Source organism: Streptomyces hyaluromycini (assembly GCF_002217755.1).
In the GTDB taxonomy this organism is placed as follows: domain Bacteria; phylum Actinomycetota; class Actinomycetes; order Streptomycetales; family Streptomycetaceae; genus Streptomyces; species Streptomyces hyaluromycini.
This window is the reverse complement of record NZ_BCFL01000022.1, coordinates 173,709-189,595: the sequence shown is the minus strand read 5'-3', so window position 1 is coordinate 189,595 and position 15,887 is coordinate 173,709. Positions and strand designations below refer to the sequence as shown.

At 71.7% G+C, this 15,887-nt stretch carries 11 protein-coding genes; 3 read left to right on the top strand and 8 right to left on the bottom strand.

Going from position 1 to position 15,887, the window contains the following annotated elements; genetic code table 11:
* Positions 1 to 81: 81 nt before the first annotated feature.
* Positions 82 to 2,427 (bottom strand): glycoside hydrolase family 65 protein, encoded by a 2,346-nt coding sequence (locus SSP29_RS27640; protein ID WP_089103522.1) that lies wholly within the window; start codon positions 2,425 to 2,427, stop codon positions 82 to 84.
* Positions 2,424 to 3,158: a beta-phosphoglucomutase family hydrolase gene (locus tag SSP29_RS27635; RefSeq protein WP_089103784.1), complete on the bottom strand. Its 735-nt coding sequence runs from the start codon at positions 3,156 to 3,158 to the stop codon at positions 2,424 to 2,426. The genes SSP29_RS27640 and SSP29_RS27635 overlap by 4 nt, the downstream gene beginning before the upstream one ends.
* Positions 3,159 to 3,235: 77 nt before the next feature.
* Between SSP29_RS27635 and SSP29_RS27630 the strand changes: the two genes are divergently transcribed.
* On the top strand, positions 3,236 to 3,877 hold the full coding sequence (locus tag SSP29_RS27630) for a nucleoside/nucleotide kinase family protein (protein WP_089103521.1): 642 nt from the start codon (positions 3,236 to 3,238) through the stop codon (positions 3,875 to 3,877).
* Between the two features lie 132 nt (positions 3,878 to 4,009).
* Here the strand turns inward: SSP29_RS27630 and SSP29_RS27625 are convergent, their stop codons facing one another.
* The 6 genes from SSP29_RS27625 to SSP29_RS27600 form a co-directional block, all read right to left on the bottom strand.
* Entirely contained in the window at positions 4,010 to 5,827 is a 1,818-nt protein-coding gene (locus SSP29_RS27625) for a hypothetical protein (protein ID WP_089103520.1), read from the bottom strand.
* Between the two features lie 53 nt (positions 5,828 to 5,880).
* A complete protein-coding gene (locus tag SSP29_RS27620; RefSeq protein ID WP_089103519.1) occupies positions 5,881 to 7,599 on the bottom strand; it encodes a hypothetical protein in 1,719 nt (572 codons plus the stop codon).
* A gap of 2 nt (positions 7,600 to 7,601) precedes the next feature.
* Complete coding sequence (locus tag SSP29_RS27615; protein WP_089103518.1) at positions 7,602 to 8,504, bottom strand: carbohydrate ABC transporter permease; 903 nt, start codon at positions 8,502 to 8,504, stop codon at positions 7,602 to 7,604.
* Positions 8,501 to 9,412, bottom strand: coding sequence for a carbohydrate ABC transporter permease (locus SSP29_RS27610; RefSeq protein ID WP_089103517.1), 912 nt, complete (start codon positions 9,410 to 9,412; stop codon positions 8,501 to 8,503). Before SSP29_RS27610 ends, SSP29_RS27615 begins: the two co-directional genes overlap by 4 nt.
* Before the next feature lie 124 nt (positions 9,413 to 9,536).
* A complete protein-coding gene (locus SSP29_RS27605; RefSeq protein WP_089103783.1) occupies positions 9,537 to 10,859 on the bottom strand; it encodes an ABC transporter substrate-binding protein in 1,323 nt (440 codons plus the stop codon).
* 276 nt (positions 10,860 to 11,135) lie between these two features.
* Positions 11,136 to 12,269 carry an ROK family transcriptional regulator gene (locus tag SSP29_RS27600; RefSeq protein WP_245883239.1) on the bottom strand — a complete coding sequence of 378 codons (1,134 nt, stop codon included), beginning with the start codon at positions 12,267 to 12,269 and terminating at the stop codon, positions 11,136 to 11,138.
* A 467-nt stretch (positions 12,270 to 12,736) separates the two neighbouring features.
* Between SSP29_RS27600 and SSP29_RS27595 the strand changes: the two genes are divergently transcribed.
* Complete coding sequence (locus SSP29_RS27595; RefSeq protein ID WP_089103515.1) at positions 12,737 to 13,642, top strand: N-acetylglucosamine kinase; 906 nt, start codon at positions 12,737 to 12,739, stop codon at positions 13,640 to 13,642.
* Between the two features lie 275 nt (positions 13,643 to 13,917).
* Positions 13,918 to 15,849, top strand: a complete 1,932-nt coding sequence (locus SSP29_RS60970) for a phosphatase PAP2 family protein (protein WP_089103514.1) — start codon at positions 13,918 to 13,920, stop codon at positions 15,847 to 15,849.
* The last annotated feature ends 38 nt before the right edge of the window (positions 15,850 to 15,887 follow it).

Below are 15,887 nucleotides of genomic sequence, written 5' to 3'. Positions count from 1 at the left end.
TGGGGTCCGGATGCGTTGCGAAGTGCCGGTTGACTGTGGCTGATCGCGCAGTTCCCCGCGCCCCTGACGGGGCGCTGTAGCTCAGGTCGGCCGGTTCGGTGCCCGGTGCAGCGGTTGGCCCGGTGCCGGTCCCGGCCTCGTCGGCGGCACCGCCCGCACCGCCGGGCTCTCCGTGCCGACCGTCACCGGCTCCCCGTGGTGGTACACGGTCAGCGGTGGGCCGTCGACCAAGGTGTACGTCGCCTTGTCGGCGCCGATCTCCACCCGGAGTCTGCTGTCCCGCAGCTGCAGGCTGAAGGCCAGCCTCCGCAGCCGCTCCGGCAGCCGGGGGGCGAACCGGGCCCCGTCGTCGTAGTGGCGCAGCCCGCCGAAGCCGGCCACCAGTGCCATCCAGGTGCCGGCGAGCGAGGCGATGTGCAGTCCGTCGCGGGTGTTGTGCTCCAGGTCGTCGAGGTCCATCAGTGCGGCCTCGGCCGTGTAGGCGTGGGCGAGCGTCAGGTGCCCGGCCTGGGCGGCGACGACGGCCTGGCAGCAGGCGGACAGGGAGGAGTCGCGTACCGTCAGCGGCTCGTAGTAGGCGAAGTTGCGGGCGATGTGCTCCTCGTCGAAGTACGCCTCGCAGGTGTACATCGCCAGCACCAGGTCGGCCTGTTTGACGACCTGTTTGCGGTAGAGGTCGAAGTAGGGGAAGTTCAGGAGCAGCGGGTACTGGTCGGGGCGGGTGTTCTGGAAGTCCCAGCGCTGGTAGCGGGTGAACCCGGCGTGCTGCTCGTGGACGCCCAGCTCGTGATTGTAGGGGATGTGCACGGACTCGGCCGCGTCCCGCCAGGCGGCGCTCTCCTCCGCGTCGACGCCGAGCCGGGCCGCCTGCCGCGGATGGCGTTCGACGGCGTCGGCGGCGGCCAGCAGGTTCGCCCGCGCCATCAGGTTGGTGTACGTGTTGTCGTCGGCGACCGCGCTGTACTCGTCGGGGCCGGTGACACCGTCGATGTGGAAGGCGCCGCGGCTGTCGTGGTGGCCGAGCGAGCGCCACAGCCGGGCGGTCTCCACGAGCAGTTCGACGCCGGTGTCCCGTTCGAAGTCGGTGTCGCCGGTGGCGGCGACGTAGCGGACCACCGCGTCGGCGACGTCGGCGTTGACGTGGAAGGCGGCGGTGCCGGCCGGCCAGTAGGCGGAGCCTTCCGAGCCGGCGATGGTCCGCCAGGGGAACGCGGCCCCGTCCAGACCGAGCTGGGCTGCGCGTTCGCGGGCGGCGGGCAGGGTGTTGTGCCGCCAGCGCAGGGCCTCGGCGACGGCGCCGGGGGCGGTGTGGGTGAGGACGGGCAGCACGAACATCTCGGTGTCCCAGAAGGCGTGCCCGTCGTATCCGGAGCCGGTGAGGCCCTTGGCGGGTATCGCCCGCTGTTCGGCGCGGGCCCCGGCCTGGAGGACGTGGAAGAGGGCGAAGCGGACGGCCTGCTGGACCTCCTCGTCGCCGTCCACCTCCACGTCGGCGCGGGACCAGAAGTCGTCCAGATAGCCGCGCTGGTCGTCGGCCAGCCCCTGCCAGCCCTCGTGGGCCGCGGCCGCGAGCGCCGCGTCCACCTGGTCGGCCATGGCAGGCAGCGAGCGCACCCCGGACCAGCCGTGGGCGACGAACTTCTCTACCCGCAGCGCCTGTCCGGGCTCCAGCACGGAGGTGACGGTCAGCCGGGCCACGTCCACGCCGCTCTCGGCGCGGGCCGAGGTCCGCTCGGGGCCGGAGACCGTGTGGTCGGCGGCGACCGCGACCCGCAGGCCGCTGCGCCGGGTGCGGTGCACCATCCGCAGCCGGTGCCCGGAGGCGAAGTTGTCCTCCTGCTCCAGCACCGAATCCAACGCCACCGCGGCACGCGGATCGCCGTTGGACCCGGGCAGCTGCTCGTTGGCGACCAGCTCTGACTGGATGACGATCCGGCAGGGCCGGTCGACCGCCTCCACCTCGTAGGCGACGGCGGCGATCGCCCGCTGGGTCAGCGACACCAGCCGGGTCGAACGCACCCGCACGGTGGACCCGGCCGGCGAGGTCCACTCGCAGGTCCGCTCCAGGACGCCCCGGCGCAGGTCGAGGACCCGCTCATGGGCGACGAGCCGGCCGTAGCGCAGGTCGAAGGGCTCGTCGTCGACCAGCAGCCGCAGGATCTTGCCGTTGGTGATGTTGATGACGGTCTGCCCGGACTCCGGGTAGCCGTAGCCCGCCTCGGCGTACGGCAGCGGGTGCACCTCGTGCACGCCGTTGAGATAGCTGCCCGGCAGGCCGTGCGGTTCGCCCTCGTCGAGGTTGCCGCGCCAGCCGACGTGCCCGTTGGAGAGCGCGAACACCGACTCGCTCTGCGCGAGCACGTCGAGGTTGAGCTGCGTCTCGCGGACCGCCCAGGGTTCCACGGCGTACGACCGGTGGGTGATCACTCCTTGCCTCCCAGCTCGGCGAGGTCCTTCACGACGGTGTCCGCGCCGTGCGCGTACAGGGCGTCGGTCTGTCCGACGCGGTCCACGCCGACGACGTACCCGAAACGGCCCGCGCGACCCGCGTCCATCCCGGCGAGGGCGTCCTCGAAGACAGCGGCCGCGGCGGGTTCGACCCCCAGGTCGCGGGCGGCGGCCAGGAAGGTGTCCGGGTGCGGCTTGCCGGGCAGCCGGCGCTCGGCCGCCACGACCCCGTCGATGCGGACGTCGAAGAAGTGCTCGGCGCCGATCGAGCGCAGCACGTCACGGCAGTTGGCGCTGGAGGAGACGATCGCGGTGCGCAGCCCGTGCGCGCGGACCGCCTCCAGATAGCGCAGGGTGCCGTCGTAGGCCTCGACCCCCTGGGTGCGGATCTTCTCCAGCAGCAGTTCGTTCTTGCGGTTGCCGAGGCCGTGCACGGTCGGGGCGTCCGGTGGGTCGTCCGGGGTGCCCTCGGGGAGGCGGATGCCCCGGGAGTCGAGGAAGGAACGGACCCCGTCGGCGCGGGGGCGGCCGTCGACGTACTCGTCGTAGTCGGCGACCGCGTCGAAGGGCCGCTGTCCGTCGTAGCCGCGCAGGAAGGCGTCGAAGGTCTCCTTCCAGGCCGCCGCGTGCACGACGGCCGTCCTGGTGACGACCCCGTCGAGATCGAAGAGACAGGCCTGGATGGTGTCGGGCAGACCGAGTGCAGTCATGACCCGCATCTTCCCCACCGGACGGCTTCGAGGGGGTGGCGCCCGCCACATTCCGGGCCCGGTGTCACACTTTTTGCGTGCCGCTGACTTTCGACGACCTTCTCGACCGCGCCCGTTCACTCGCCGGACGGGCCCCGCGCGCGATCCTCGGCATCGCGGGCAGCCCCGGTGCCGGCAAGACGACCCTGGCCGAACACCTGGTGCGGGAGCTGAACGGCGCCGGTGAGCCGTGGGTCGCGCATGTGCCGATGGACGGTTTCCACCTGGCCGACGTCGAGTTGGACCGCCTCGGCCTCAGGGACCGCAAGGGGGCGCCCGCGACCTTCGACGCGGCCGGGTACGCGGCGCTGCTGCGGCGACTGCGCGCGGAGACGGACGTCGTGGTGTACGCGCCGGGCTTCGAGCGGGTCCTCGAACAGCCGCTCGCGGGCGCGATCCCCGTCCTGCCGACGGCCCGGCTGGTGGTGACGGAGGGCAACTACCTGCTGCTGGCGGACGGTTCGTGGGCGCGGGTGCGGCCGGCGCTTGACGAGGTGTGGTTCTGCGAGATCGACGAGGCGGAGCGGGTACGGCGGCTGGTCGCCCGGCACGAGGCGTTCGGCAAGGGCCACGAGGCGGCCGTGGCCTGGGTCGCGGGCACCGACCAGCGCAACGCCGACCTGGTCGCCGCCACCCGGGACCGGGCGGACCTGGTGGTCCCGGAGACGGCGCTGCCCTGAGCGGGCCCGGCGGCAGCGCCCCAAAGGGGCGCGGGGCCGTATCCGATATGCGGCTACCGCCGCGTGGGCGCGACCAGCCACGACGGTGCCGCAGACGGCAGACGGCACATCGCGGCAGTTCCAGCGCAGCGCTCAGCAGGCGGTGAGGGCCAGTTCGGGCACACCGTGGGCGTCCTCGGCCCCGATGGCGGCCGTGAACGCGTCGGTGTGCACGGTCAGGTCGCCCTCGAACGACGGCGTGAAGTCACCGCCGGGCCCGTACCGCACGGCGAACACGTGCAGGTGCTCCGGTGCGCCCGGCGCCGGTTCGGCCTCGTACGCCGTCGAGGTGACCAGGTGGCGCCAGCCCTCGTCCGGGTTGCCGAAGCCGCGCGGGTCGGCGGCGAGGGCGAACGCGGCCTGTTCCTGGGTGAGTTCGGCGCGCGCGTCGAAGTGGTCCACGCCCTGCCCGGTGGGGTGCGTGAGGCGCAGGGCACCCGCCGAGGCGACCTCGCCCTCGGCGACCCGGCGGACCCGTTCACCGTCGTCCGCCGCGTACGGCAGCCCGGCCAGCAGGTACGGCGTCCCGTCGAGGCGCTGCAAGGCCACCGTCACCCACAGCCGGGTGCCGTCGGTGACGTACAGGGAGCGCACATGACGCAGCACCTGGTCGCGGCCCACGACCGGCTTGCTGACCAGCTTGGCGGTCAGGCCGTCGGCGGTCAGGTCCCGGACCCGGACCTCGCCCATCGGCCGGCAGTACAGGAAGCCGTCCAGGACCGGGCCGAAGCCGTGCTGCCGGTTCACCGCCGCCGGCAGGCAGTAGGTGCCGCCCGCCTCGACCAGGGACGGGGTCATCCGGTGGTCGAAGGCCACCGACACGGAACCCGCGCGGAGTTGGTGGCGGGCCGGGGCCGTCGACGGGGCGCGGTGCCAGGGGGTGGTGTCCTGGATCTGCCAGACCAGCATCCAGGCGAAGTGCCCGTCGACCCCGCCGTCCGGCTTGACCGCGTGCCGGCCCCAGTTGGTGTCGCCTCGGTAGCGCCCCAGGTCGGAGCCGATCCGGGCGCCGAAGTAGCGGAGCCCGAGAACGGATTCGAAGCCGGAGTGCTGTTCGCTGTAGCGGGGGCCGCCGTTGTCGAAGCCGCCGTTCGGCAGGCGGGCGTCGAGGTAGCGGGCGAGCGCGTCGCCGTCCTCGGCGAACATCTCCGCGCCGCTGATCCGGTGGGCCTGGGCGAGGAAGGACAGGGAGATCGGGCCGTAGTTGTTGTCGTAGGCGCCGCCGTGCTCGGGCGGCAGCAGCGCGCCCCGGTCGAGGACGCGGTGGGCGCGGATCCTGTCGGTGTACAGGGCGAGTGCCCGCTCGCGGACCGGCTCCGCCTCCTCGGGCGGGAGGTGCCGTGCCAGCATCAGGCCGCCGACCACGCACCCGATGGCCTGGTTGCCGGCCTCCTGCGGATTGAAGAAGGTGGCCTCGGTCAGCCAGCGCCAGTAACCGCGGCCCAGCTCGACGAGCTCGGCGCGTTGTCCGTCGTCGGCCAGGCCGTCCGCGAGGTCGAGGATGTTCACGGCCTGGAGCAGCGCCCACACCGTGCTGGGCCAGTCGCCGATCGGGTGCGCGCCCGCCGCCAGGACGTAACGGGCGTACGGGAGACCGGAGTCGCGAACGGTGAGGTTCGGATAGCCGGGGTTGTCCTCGGTGTAGACCCGTTCGCGCAGATGGAAGGCGAGGCTGCGGCGCACCGCCTCCGGCAGCCGCGGGTCCTTGGACCGCTGCCAGGCGAGGGCCAGCAGGGAGGTGACGCCGAGGGAGGTGTCGCCGATGTCGTCGTCGGCGTCGGGGTGTTCGAGGTTGCCCTCGGGGGTGAGGCGGGCCAGGGCCTGTTCGACGACGTCGGCGAGGACCGCGTCGTACGCCTCGGGGGTGGACGGCAGGTCGTGCAGCGGGCCGAGCTGGCGCGGCAGGTGCATCGGAGGAGGTCAGCCCTTCATGCTGGAGGTGGCCATGGCGTGGTTCGTCGAGGTCAGACGGCAGGCGAGGGACGGCGGGCGCGCAGTGCGACGGTCAGTGTCTGAGGGCCGTGCCCACCGATGTAGACGCGGTTCCCGGTCGTCGCGTCGGTGCCGCCCACCACGGTGTAGTCCTGGCTCGGGTCGTACCGTAGTACGTCGGTCCGCTCCGGCCCGGCGAGGGGTTCGCCGGTCTCGACGGCGACCTCGACCCGGATCTCGTCGTCGCCGACCCGGTAGGTCAGCGGCCCGTTCGTCAGGCACCAGCGTCCGTCGCCGAGTGGTACGGCGCCCTGCGGCTCGCCGCCCGGCCGGAAGGTCAGTTCGAGGGACCAGGGCACCGGTGGGCCGCTGATGTCGATCCGCAGGTCGGCCCCGTCCTCCCGCAGGTCGACCTCGACTCGGGTCGTGTGGGAGACCTCGTCCTGAGGGCGGTCGGGGAAGGCCATCGCCGCGGAGAAACGGCCCTCGTCCACCAGACGGTAGGCGCCGTCGTCGCGCCTCCGGTCCTCCGGGAGCGGCTGGTAGTAGGCGGTTGTGAGGGTTCCGGTGAGCCGGTACCCGTTGTCGGCGAGCTGTTCCATGTCAGCGGCGCGGAACGGGCCCAGGTCGAAGAACCCTCGCGAGAGGCGGACCGCGTCAAGGACGGCGGCACCGGCGAACAGGCGCAGGAAGGTGGGGTTGCAGGCGAGACCCGAGCGGATGCGCCGGTGCTCAGGCACGTCGGAGCCGCCGTACACCACGGTGTGCGCGGTGGCCGAGGCGCGCGCGGCGAGGCGTGCGGTGGGGAGGTACCGGTCGCGCGGGAGCTTCTCCGCGTCCGGGGCCGGCAGGACGCGGCACAGATCCGGGGTGAGGAGGGTCTGGGCGAGCAGGTCGGGGTCGTCGATGCCGTCGGTGGCCGCCAGGCGGGCCGCGCGGGCGAAGTCGCCCCGGCCGGTGCGGATCGCGAGCAACCGGTAGTGCGGCAGGTAGGGCCACAGCGGGAACGAAAGCTTCTGGTCCTGGCGGCGCGAGTGGACGGTCTCCACCGTGCCGTCCGGCCGAATGAGGTCCAGCGTCGTGGCGAGGTTGCGTTCGACTGCGTCCCGCAGGTCGGCGCGGTCGAGCACGTCGGCGAGCAGGAGCAGCGACGGGTTGGTCACGAGGGACGCGTAGACGGCGCTGCGTTCCGAGTACAGGCCCTCCGTGTCGATGTCGACGCCCTCGGCGAGCCACTCCTCGACACGGTCGAGCAGTCGGCCGTCCGGGAACGAACGGTGCAGCCGGGCGAGCGCCGCGCACAGTTCCCAGCGGTGGTTCGGAGTGTGCACCCCGCCGGTCCGGAGGCTCTCCGAAGCCGCGCCGGCGATCTCGGCGAGGGCCGCGGCGACCTCGTGCAGTGCGGGCCCCGCGCCCACGGCGAGGACGTGCGCGTCGCACACGTCGTTGACGGTGAACGCGGAATCCGGCGGTGACTGCACGTTGTCGCCGCCGGCGAAGAGGCCGGAGGGGGTCTGCAAGGACCGGAGCGCGGTGAGATGGGTCAGCGCCGCGGCGATGGCCTGCCCGCTGCCGTGCAGGGCCGAGTCCGGGGAGCGGTACGCCGCGACCAGGGTCTTCACCTGGCGTGCCAGGGCGCGGTGGGTGACGTCGGCGGGGTCCTGCTCGGGGTCGGCCGCCAGGGGTGCGGCCGACCGGTCGGCGGCGCGGGCCGCCGACCGGACGAACTCGTGGTCGAGCGGGGTGGACACGGTCAGTCCTTCAGGCCGGCATTGATGTCGGCGCCCATGACGTAGCGCTGGAAGACCAGGAAGATGGCGATCAGCGGGATCATGGAGATGACCGATGCGCCGAGCAGGACCGACCAGTTGATGTTCTGCGCGCCGACGATGCTCTGGATGCCGATCTGCACGGTGAACTTGTTGGGGTCGTTCAGCATCAGCAGCGGCCAGATGTAGTCGTTCCACCGCCACTGGAAGGACAGGATGGCGAGGGTCAGCATGATGGGCCGGGAGAGCGGCACCATGATCCGCAGGAAGATCGACAGTTCGCGGGCGCCGTCGATACGCGCGGCTTCCACGAGTTCGTCGGGGACCGTGATGAAGAACTGGCGGAACATGAAGCAGCCGGTCGCGGTGAGCACGGCCGGGAGGATGATGCCGGCGAACGAGTTGTAGAGGCCGAGGTTGCGGACCACCAGGAACTCGGGGGCGAGCATGACCTCGCCGGGCAGCATCGTGGTGGCCAGGATGCAGATGAAGAACGCCTTGAGCCATCTGTTGTCGTACTTGGCCAGCGCGTACCCGGTGCAGCAGCTGACGCCCACCGTGAGGATCGTCGTGACCACGCACACGATGGTCGTGTTGATGAAGTACTGGGAGAAGTTGGCACTGCGCCACGCCTGGGAGTAACCCGACAGGGTGGGGTGGTGCGGAATCAGCGTCAGCGGATAGGAGAACAGGTCCCCGGCCGGCTTGAGGGAGCTGAGGATGAACCACAGCACCGGCAGCCCGTAGAGGCACGCCATGATCCACAGCAGTGTCGTCGCGGGTACTGCCCGCCGGAGCCCGCCGCTGCTCGCACCGCGGGACCGCTTCTTGGAAACGGCCCGTCCGGGACCGGCGTCGACCGGGCGTGGCGTGTCTGTGGTTGTCATCGGTTCTCCACCCGTCGGTTGACGATCAGCTGGATGATCGCGACGGCCATCAGGATGAGCATGAGCACGAACGACGCGGCGCTCGCGTAGCCGATCTGGCCCCGTTGGAAGCCGGTCTGATAGATGTACTGAACAAGCAGGTTGTTCGACGTTCCGGGTCCGCCGTTGTTGAGGGAGACGAACACCGGGTATTCCTTCATCGCGTTGATCGTGTTGAGGAGGATCACGATGAACGAGGTGGGCGCGATGCTCGGCAGCGTGATGCTGATGAACTGGCGCCAGGGGCCGGCGCCGTCGAGCGAGGCCGCCTCGTAGTACGACACCGGTACGTTCTTGATCGCCGCGATGAACAGCAGCATCGAGAAGCCCGTCCAGGCCCAGGATGCCGCGAACACCACCACGAGCAGCGACAGGTCCGCGTTCGACTGCCACGGAACGGCGGACCCGCCGAGCTTCTCGATGACGTAGTTGACCAGTCCGAAGTTCTCGCCGAACAGCCACCGCCACAGCACACCCACGACGATGGGCGACAGCAGCCACGGAATGAAGAAGATGACACGGGCGACGGAGGCGCCCTTGGCGTGCTTGCTCACCAGCAGGTTGGCGGCGAGCAGGGAGAGCGCGAAGTTCAGCGGAACGAAGAGGACGGTGTACAGCAGCGTCCGGGTCAGGGCGTCGTAGAAGGCGGAGTCCCCGAACAGGTTGTGGTAGTTGTCCAGTCCGATGAACTGGTACGCCCCCACACCCGTGTAGTTCGTGAAGGAGTAGACGAGCCCGATCACCGCCGGCCACGCGAAGAACAGCGCGAAGAGCACGACATTGGCCGCGATGAGGACGAGCGGCGCGAGGGTGTAGGTACTGCGTCTCCTGGGCTGCCTCACGGACACTGCCGCGGCACTTTTTGTCATCTTCCTGACTTCCGTGCTGGTGGATGGATTGCTGTGGGCTCACGCCGTGAGCCCGGCATCACGTGGGCGACCAGGCCCGGGCGGCGGTGTCTCGACCCCGCCGCCCGGGCCCCTGGGCCTACGATCAGCCGCCGACCGCCGTGTTGTAGCCGTCCACGATGTTCTGGAGGGCCTTGTCGACCGACTGCTGGCCGTTGATCGCCTTGCCGAGCTCCGTCTTGGTCGGGTCGGTGGCGAGGCTCTTGCCCTTCAGCACCCAGTTCGTCTGCGCGTTGTTGAAGTAGCCCGAGATCGGCGCGTACAGCGGGATCTCCTCGTTGTACAGCTTGAACGCCGCCTGCGCCGCCGCGGAGGTGAAGGGGTACTTCGGGGTCAGGCCGCTCTCGACCGGGAGGAACCCGGAGGCCTGGACCAGCTCGGTGTACTGCTTCGGCTCGTACACCCACGACAGGAACTTCTTGGCGGCGGCGGACGCCGCGCTGTTGTTGTTGAAGCCCACCATCATGCCGCCGCTGTTGACGTCACTGGCCTGCACCGGCTGAGCCGGGGTCGGGACGCTCGCCCAGTCGAACTTCTTGATGCTGTCCGCGAAGGAGGCGACCTGCCAGACACCGGACCAGTAGGCGACCACGTCACCGCTCTGGAACATGGCCGACGGGTCGGCGCCGCTCGTCCACACCGACTTCGGCATGGTCTTGTCGTCGTTCAGTCCGACGAAGTACTTCACGGCCTTCTTGGTCGCGTCGTCCACCGAGAACTTGCCGGAGGAGTCCGCGTGGACGTACTGGCCGCCCATCTCGTACACCATGGCGCGGAGCCGGGACGGCGACTGGTCGAAGGTCAGGGAGTACTTGGCGCCGGTCTTCTCGCGGACCTTGTTGGCCGCCGCGATGAACTCGGTCCAGGTCCAGGTGTCCGAGGGCGAGGCCGGGACGGCGACGCCGGCCTTCTTGAAGAGCGTCTTGTTGATGAACAGGCCGGAGGCGGTGACGTCCGAGGGGATGGCCAGCACCTTGCCGGACGAGTCCTTGGCGAGGAAGTTGGAGTTGATGTTGTTGGCCTTGTTGCCGGTGATGGAGCTGAGGTCGATCAGCTTGCTCGACCAGATCGGGTCAAGGGCCGGCACGTCGGCGACATCCGGCAGCGAGTTCGCCTGCGCGGCGTTGTGCAGCTTCGTCGGGTACCCGTCGTAGGGGATGTTGACGAGCTTGACGCTGACGCCTTCTTCCTTCTTGTACTGCGCCACCAGCTTCTTCCAGCCCGCGTCCTGTCCCGGAACCGTGGAGATCCAGAACGTCAGCGACTTGGAGGTCCCGCCCGAGCCGGACCCCGACCCGCAGGCGGAGAGCAGCAGGGCTCCTGCCGAGGCCACGGCAGCGAGGGGAATCAGGCGGCGCATACCGCCGCGGCCGAGTCGGCTGGTGCGCCGCACACCCACAGTGGTCATCTTCGATCCCATTTCGTCGAACGGACGGAGCACGGCGCCGGCTGAGGCGGCACTGGTGCATTTTGAAGGAAAAGTCACTTTCCGGGGGGCGCGGCCTCGCCCGGCCGCATCGTCCACGCGGGGCGAGATCCCCGGCCGTCCTGGCCGTCACCGTACGGGCACGCCCTCATACGGTTGCCGTACGTCGTGTACGGGCTGGGAGGCTCACCCCAAGCCGGTGTCCCGACCGACTTAGAAAGCGCTTGTCCGGACATTGGCAGACCGATAAGGAAGCCGTCAATCCTTCACCTGCGCGCCTTCGGTCACGTTTTGGACTCCCTTGGCCACGGCGAGCCGGGCGGCACCCACCACGGTACCGAGATCGCCGATCTGGCTGCTGACCACCTCGGTGGGCCAGCTCAGCCGCCCCAGCTCGGTGCGCACCCCGGACAGGAGCTGCGGGTCCGCGCCGGTGCTGCCGCCCAGGACGATCAGCCCCGGGTCCAGTACCGCGGTCACGGCGGCGGCCAGCCTGCCCACGTCGGCGGCGTGCCGGGCGACGAGGGAACGGGCCGGTTCGCGGCCCTCGGCGGCCAGCGCGAACAGCCGCTCGGCGGTACGGGGGCACGGGCCGTCGGTTTCCCGCCAGGCCTCGGCGGCCCGGCGCAGCAGGGCCTGGGAGCCGACGTAGGCCTCCAGGGCCTCCTGACGGGGCTCCCGGTCGTCGTCCCAGGGGTAGGGCAGCCGGGCCAGCTCACCGGCCGCGCCGTTGGCGCCGCGCAGCACCTGGCCGCCGATGACGATGCCCAGACCGACACCGACGCCGATCCGCAGGTAGCCGAAGGTCCGGCGGCCCCGGGCGGCGCCCTCGTGGAGCTCGGCGAGGGCCGCGCAGTTGACGTTGTTCTCCAGGTGCACCGGAACCCCCGGCGGCAGGGCCACGGAGACCGCGTCGAAGACGGGCCCCGCCTTGGCGGTCGCCGGGCGCATGCCGGTGCCCGCCAGGTCGGGGGCGCTGACGTCACCGATGGCGACGACGATGGCCCGCAGCGGGGCGCCCGCCGGCAGCGCGGCCAGGGCCTCGCGGACGGCGTCGGCGGCGCGGGTGCGGGGCGTGTCCGCCTCGGCGAGCAGGGTGCCGTCCAGGGCGCAGCCGCGCACCCGGGTACGGGCCGGGCCGAGGTCGACGGCGAGGACCGAGCCGGAGGCGGGCCCGAGGCCGTAGACGGCGGCGGAGCGGCCGGTGCCGCCGGACGCGGTACCGGAGTGGGTGGCCAGCCCGGCCCCCTCCAGCTCCGCGACGGCGGCGGAGACCGTCGGCTTGGACAGGCCGGCGAGGCTCGCGAGCTGCGGCCGGGTGGCGCGGCCGGCCTGGGCCAGCACGGCGAAGACCGCGCCGGCGCTCTCGGTGAGCCGGGGGGCTTCAGCCACGACGTGTTCCACAGTTCCCCCATGGGTCAGGGGCCGCGCTCCCCCGGGTGCCGGGGGATGCGGCGATGCGGTGCCCTTGTGCCGCGCGGTTGTGGCCTCGACAGCGTCCCGTTGATCGAGTCCGCGGCAACTCTTGACGCACTGTACTTCGTTAGTTAACTTCCTAACGAAGTCCACGGTACTCGCCTGCCGTGCTCCGCAAGAAGCCCGTCCCGGGGCTTCCCGACTTGCACAACTCCTGTTCGGCCAGGCACGGTTCGCCCGCCGTCGCAGCCAAACGCTCCGCTGGAAGCGCCGCGATGCGCCGTCGTTCAACCGCGGCGCCGTCGTGGCTGTTCGCGCCCACGCGGCGGTAGCCGCATATCGGATACGGCCCCGCGCCCCTTCGGGGCGCTGCCGAACCGCAGCGGCCGGCCCTGAGTGCCAGGCCCTTCGGCGCTGTTCGCCCAGACGACGTAAGAGGATCCGTGCAGGACACACCTTCTCTCCCGCTCGTGGTCGGCATCGACGTCGGCGGCACCAAGACCCAGCTCCGCGCACTCGCCGGTGCGGAGCGGGTCGCCGACCACGTCCGTCCGAGCAGCGGCTGGCGGCCGCACGACCCGGCCGCCGCGGCCCGCTGGCTGACCGCGCTCGTCCACGACGCCCTGCCCCCCGGCACCCGCCCGGCCGCCCTGGCCGTCGGCGGGCATGCCTGTGAGACCCCCCGCCAGTGCGCCGGCATCGCCGCCGCGCTGCGGGACCTCCTCGACGTGCCCGTCCGGGTGGTGGGCGACGCCGAGCTCCTCGTCCCCGCCGCCGGCCTGGACAAGGGTGTCGGCCTGGTCGCCGGCACCGGCTCGGTGGCCGTCGGCCGGCAGCCCGACGGCAGCCCCGTGCAGGTGGGCGGCTGGGGCGCGGCCCTCGGCGACGAGGGCGGCGCCGCCGGACTGGTCCGGGAGGCCGCCCGCGCCGTCTGGGCCGCACACGACCGCGGCGAGGCTCCCGACGCCCTCGCTACCGGACTCGTCGCCGCCTTCGAGGTGGCCGAGGTACCCGCACTCGGCGCCGCCCTGGAGAGCGCCTCCGACGTCTCCGCGGAGTGGGGCCGGCATGCCCCGGTGCTCTTCGCCGCGGCCGACGCCGGCTCCGCTCTCGCCGCGGACGTGATAGCCGAAGGCGGGCGCGCCCTCGCCGGCCTCGTGGCCCGGCTCGCCGCCCGCGGTCTCGCCGTGGACGACGTGGTGGTCGCGGGCGGCACGATCCTCTCCCAGCCGCGTCTGTACGACGCCTTCGCCGCCGCGCTCGCCGAGGCCGTGCCCGGGGCGCGGCCCCAGCCGTTGCGGCTCCCGCCGGTCGAGGGAGCGGTGGCGCTGGCGCGTTCGGTCCTGTGAGAACCCTGTCCGCAGCCCGTCCGGTCCCGCACCTCTGGACCACGGGCCGTTCGAGGCTGCGAACGCGCAGGTCCCGGCCGCTTCTTCCTGTGAACCACAGGGCCGCCGTTCAACTCCGGGTCACGTCACGGTCGTCGGGCGATGACCGACGTGACACGAACTCGCCCTAGAACTTCGCTCGTTCAACACTTTTCCCACGCGAACCCACACGCTCGCGCGCATCTGGAGCAATGGCCGTCCGCGCGAGCTCCCCAGAATTCAAGAGAGGCACACCCATGCCGTCACCTGCCGGGCACCACTCCGCTTCTCCGACCCGTGGACCCGCCGTCGGCCGACGGGGATTCCTGAAGACCTCGCTCGGCGCGTCGGCAGGTGTGCTGGCGGCCCCGACCTTCGTCGGCTGGCTCGCGGCCGCCGACGCCAAGGCCGCCACCGCCCTCGCGTTCGTCGACGACTACAAGACCAACATCAGCACCAACCTCACCGCCGACACCAACGCGGTGGTCCGCATCCTCGGCGGCTTCGCGCAGATCTGGAAGACGGGTTCCGCCTGGAACACCGGCACCGTGCTGCGCGCCGACATCCTGCGCGCGAACATGCGCTACTGCGCCAAGATCACCAGAAAGCGCAGCACCGCCGAGGCGAAGAAGGCGTTCCTCTACGACCGCCAGCACCAGAGCTACGCGATGATCGCCGGCCTCGGCCCGCTCGCCGGCCTCTACAAGGCCGGTTCCCTCGCGGTCACCTCGATCACCAGCGCCCCCGACGGCACGCCCGCCACCACGATCAACGACGCCGTCCCGGCCGGCGCCCCGGCGGGCTCGGCGCTCGGCGCGGGCTCGCACGACTCCGCGCTGGGCAAGGTGGCCACCCTGGTCGACACCCTGCGCGGAAACTACGCGTCCGGCAACCCGTCCAAGTACGCCTACCAGTACCCGCGTCCGTGGCGGATGAACGAGGACAGCGAGGTCGTCGACACCGGCACGACGGACGCGTACGGCTACCCGGTCTACGAGTCCGACGTGGTCGTCGCCCCGCAGCTGCTGCGCCAGCGCAGCACCTCCCCCACCGACGACGCCGGTTTCCCCTCCGGCCACACCAACGCCTTCCACCTGGCGGGCCTCGCCTACGCGTACGCGGTGCCGGAGCGCTTCCAGGAGCTGGTCGCCCGCGCGCTGGAGCTGAGCGACACCCGGATCATCGCGGGCATGCACAACACGGTCGACGTGATCGGCGGCCGCGTCATGGCCACCGCCCTGGCCGCCGCCACCCTCGCCGACCCGGCCAACGCCGACCTCAAGGCGGCCGCCCGCGCCCAGGCCCTCGCGTACTTCGAGGCGCAGACCGGCAGCACCGCCGACACCCTGTACGCCTACGCCCACTCGGCGGGCACCGCCACCGACCCGTACGCCGACCGCGAGGCCAACGAGCGCGCGGCCACACCCCGGCTGACGTACATCCTGAACCGGGAGGGCCGCGAGCTCCCGTTCACCGTGCCCAAGGGCGCCGAGGTGCTGCTGGAGACCCGCCAGCCGTACCTCACCGCCGACCAGCGCCGCGAGGTGCTGCGCACCACCGGCCTGCCCTCCGGGTACGTGCTGCTGGACGGCCCGGAGCAGTGGGGCCGCCTCAACCTGTTCGCCGCCGCCGACGGTTACGGCGCCTTCGACGCGGACGTCACGGTCACCCTGGACGCGGCGGCCGGCGGCTTCTCGGCGGCCGACACCTGGCGCAACGACATCGACGGCCACGGCGCGCTCACCAAGAAGGGCACCGGCACGCTGACCCTGACCGGCGACAACCGCTACCGGGGCGGCACCGTGCTGGCCGCCGGCACCCTGGTCGCCGCCTCCGACGACGCGCTGGGCCGCGGTGACGTCCGAGTCTCGGCCGGCACCCTGCGGGTCACCGGGGAGCTGTTCGTGCGCGGGACGTACACGCAGGACGCGGGCGCCCTGGAGGTCACCCTCGCCAAGGGCCGCAAGGCACCGCTGACGGTGAAGCACCTGGCCGTCCTCGGCAGGGGCACCACCCTGTCCCTCACCCTCGACACCGAGCACCCGCCGGCCGCGGGCAGCACCCTGCCGGTCGTCGACGCTCCGCGGCTGCGCGGCCAGTTCGACAAGGTGGAGCTGAACTCCGCCACGCTGCGGGCCGTACCCGTGTACACGGCAGACGGTCTGTCGGTACGACTCGTGAAGCGGTGACGCGCCCGGTGGCGGGAGCGATGCGACAGTAGGGCCCA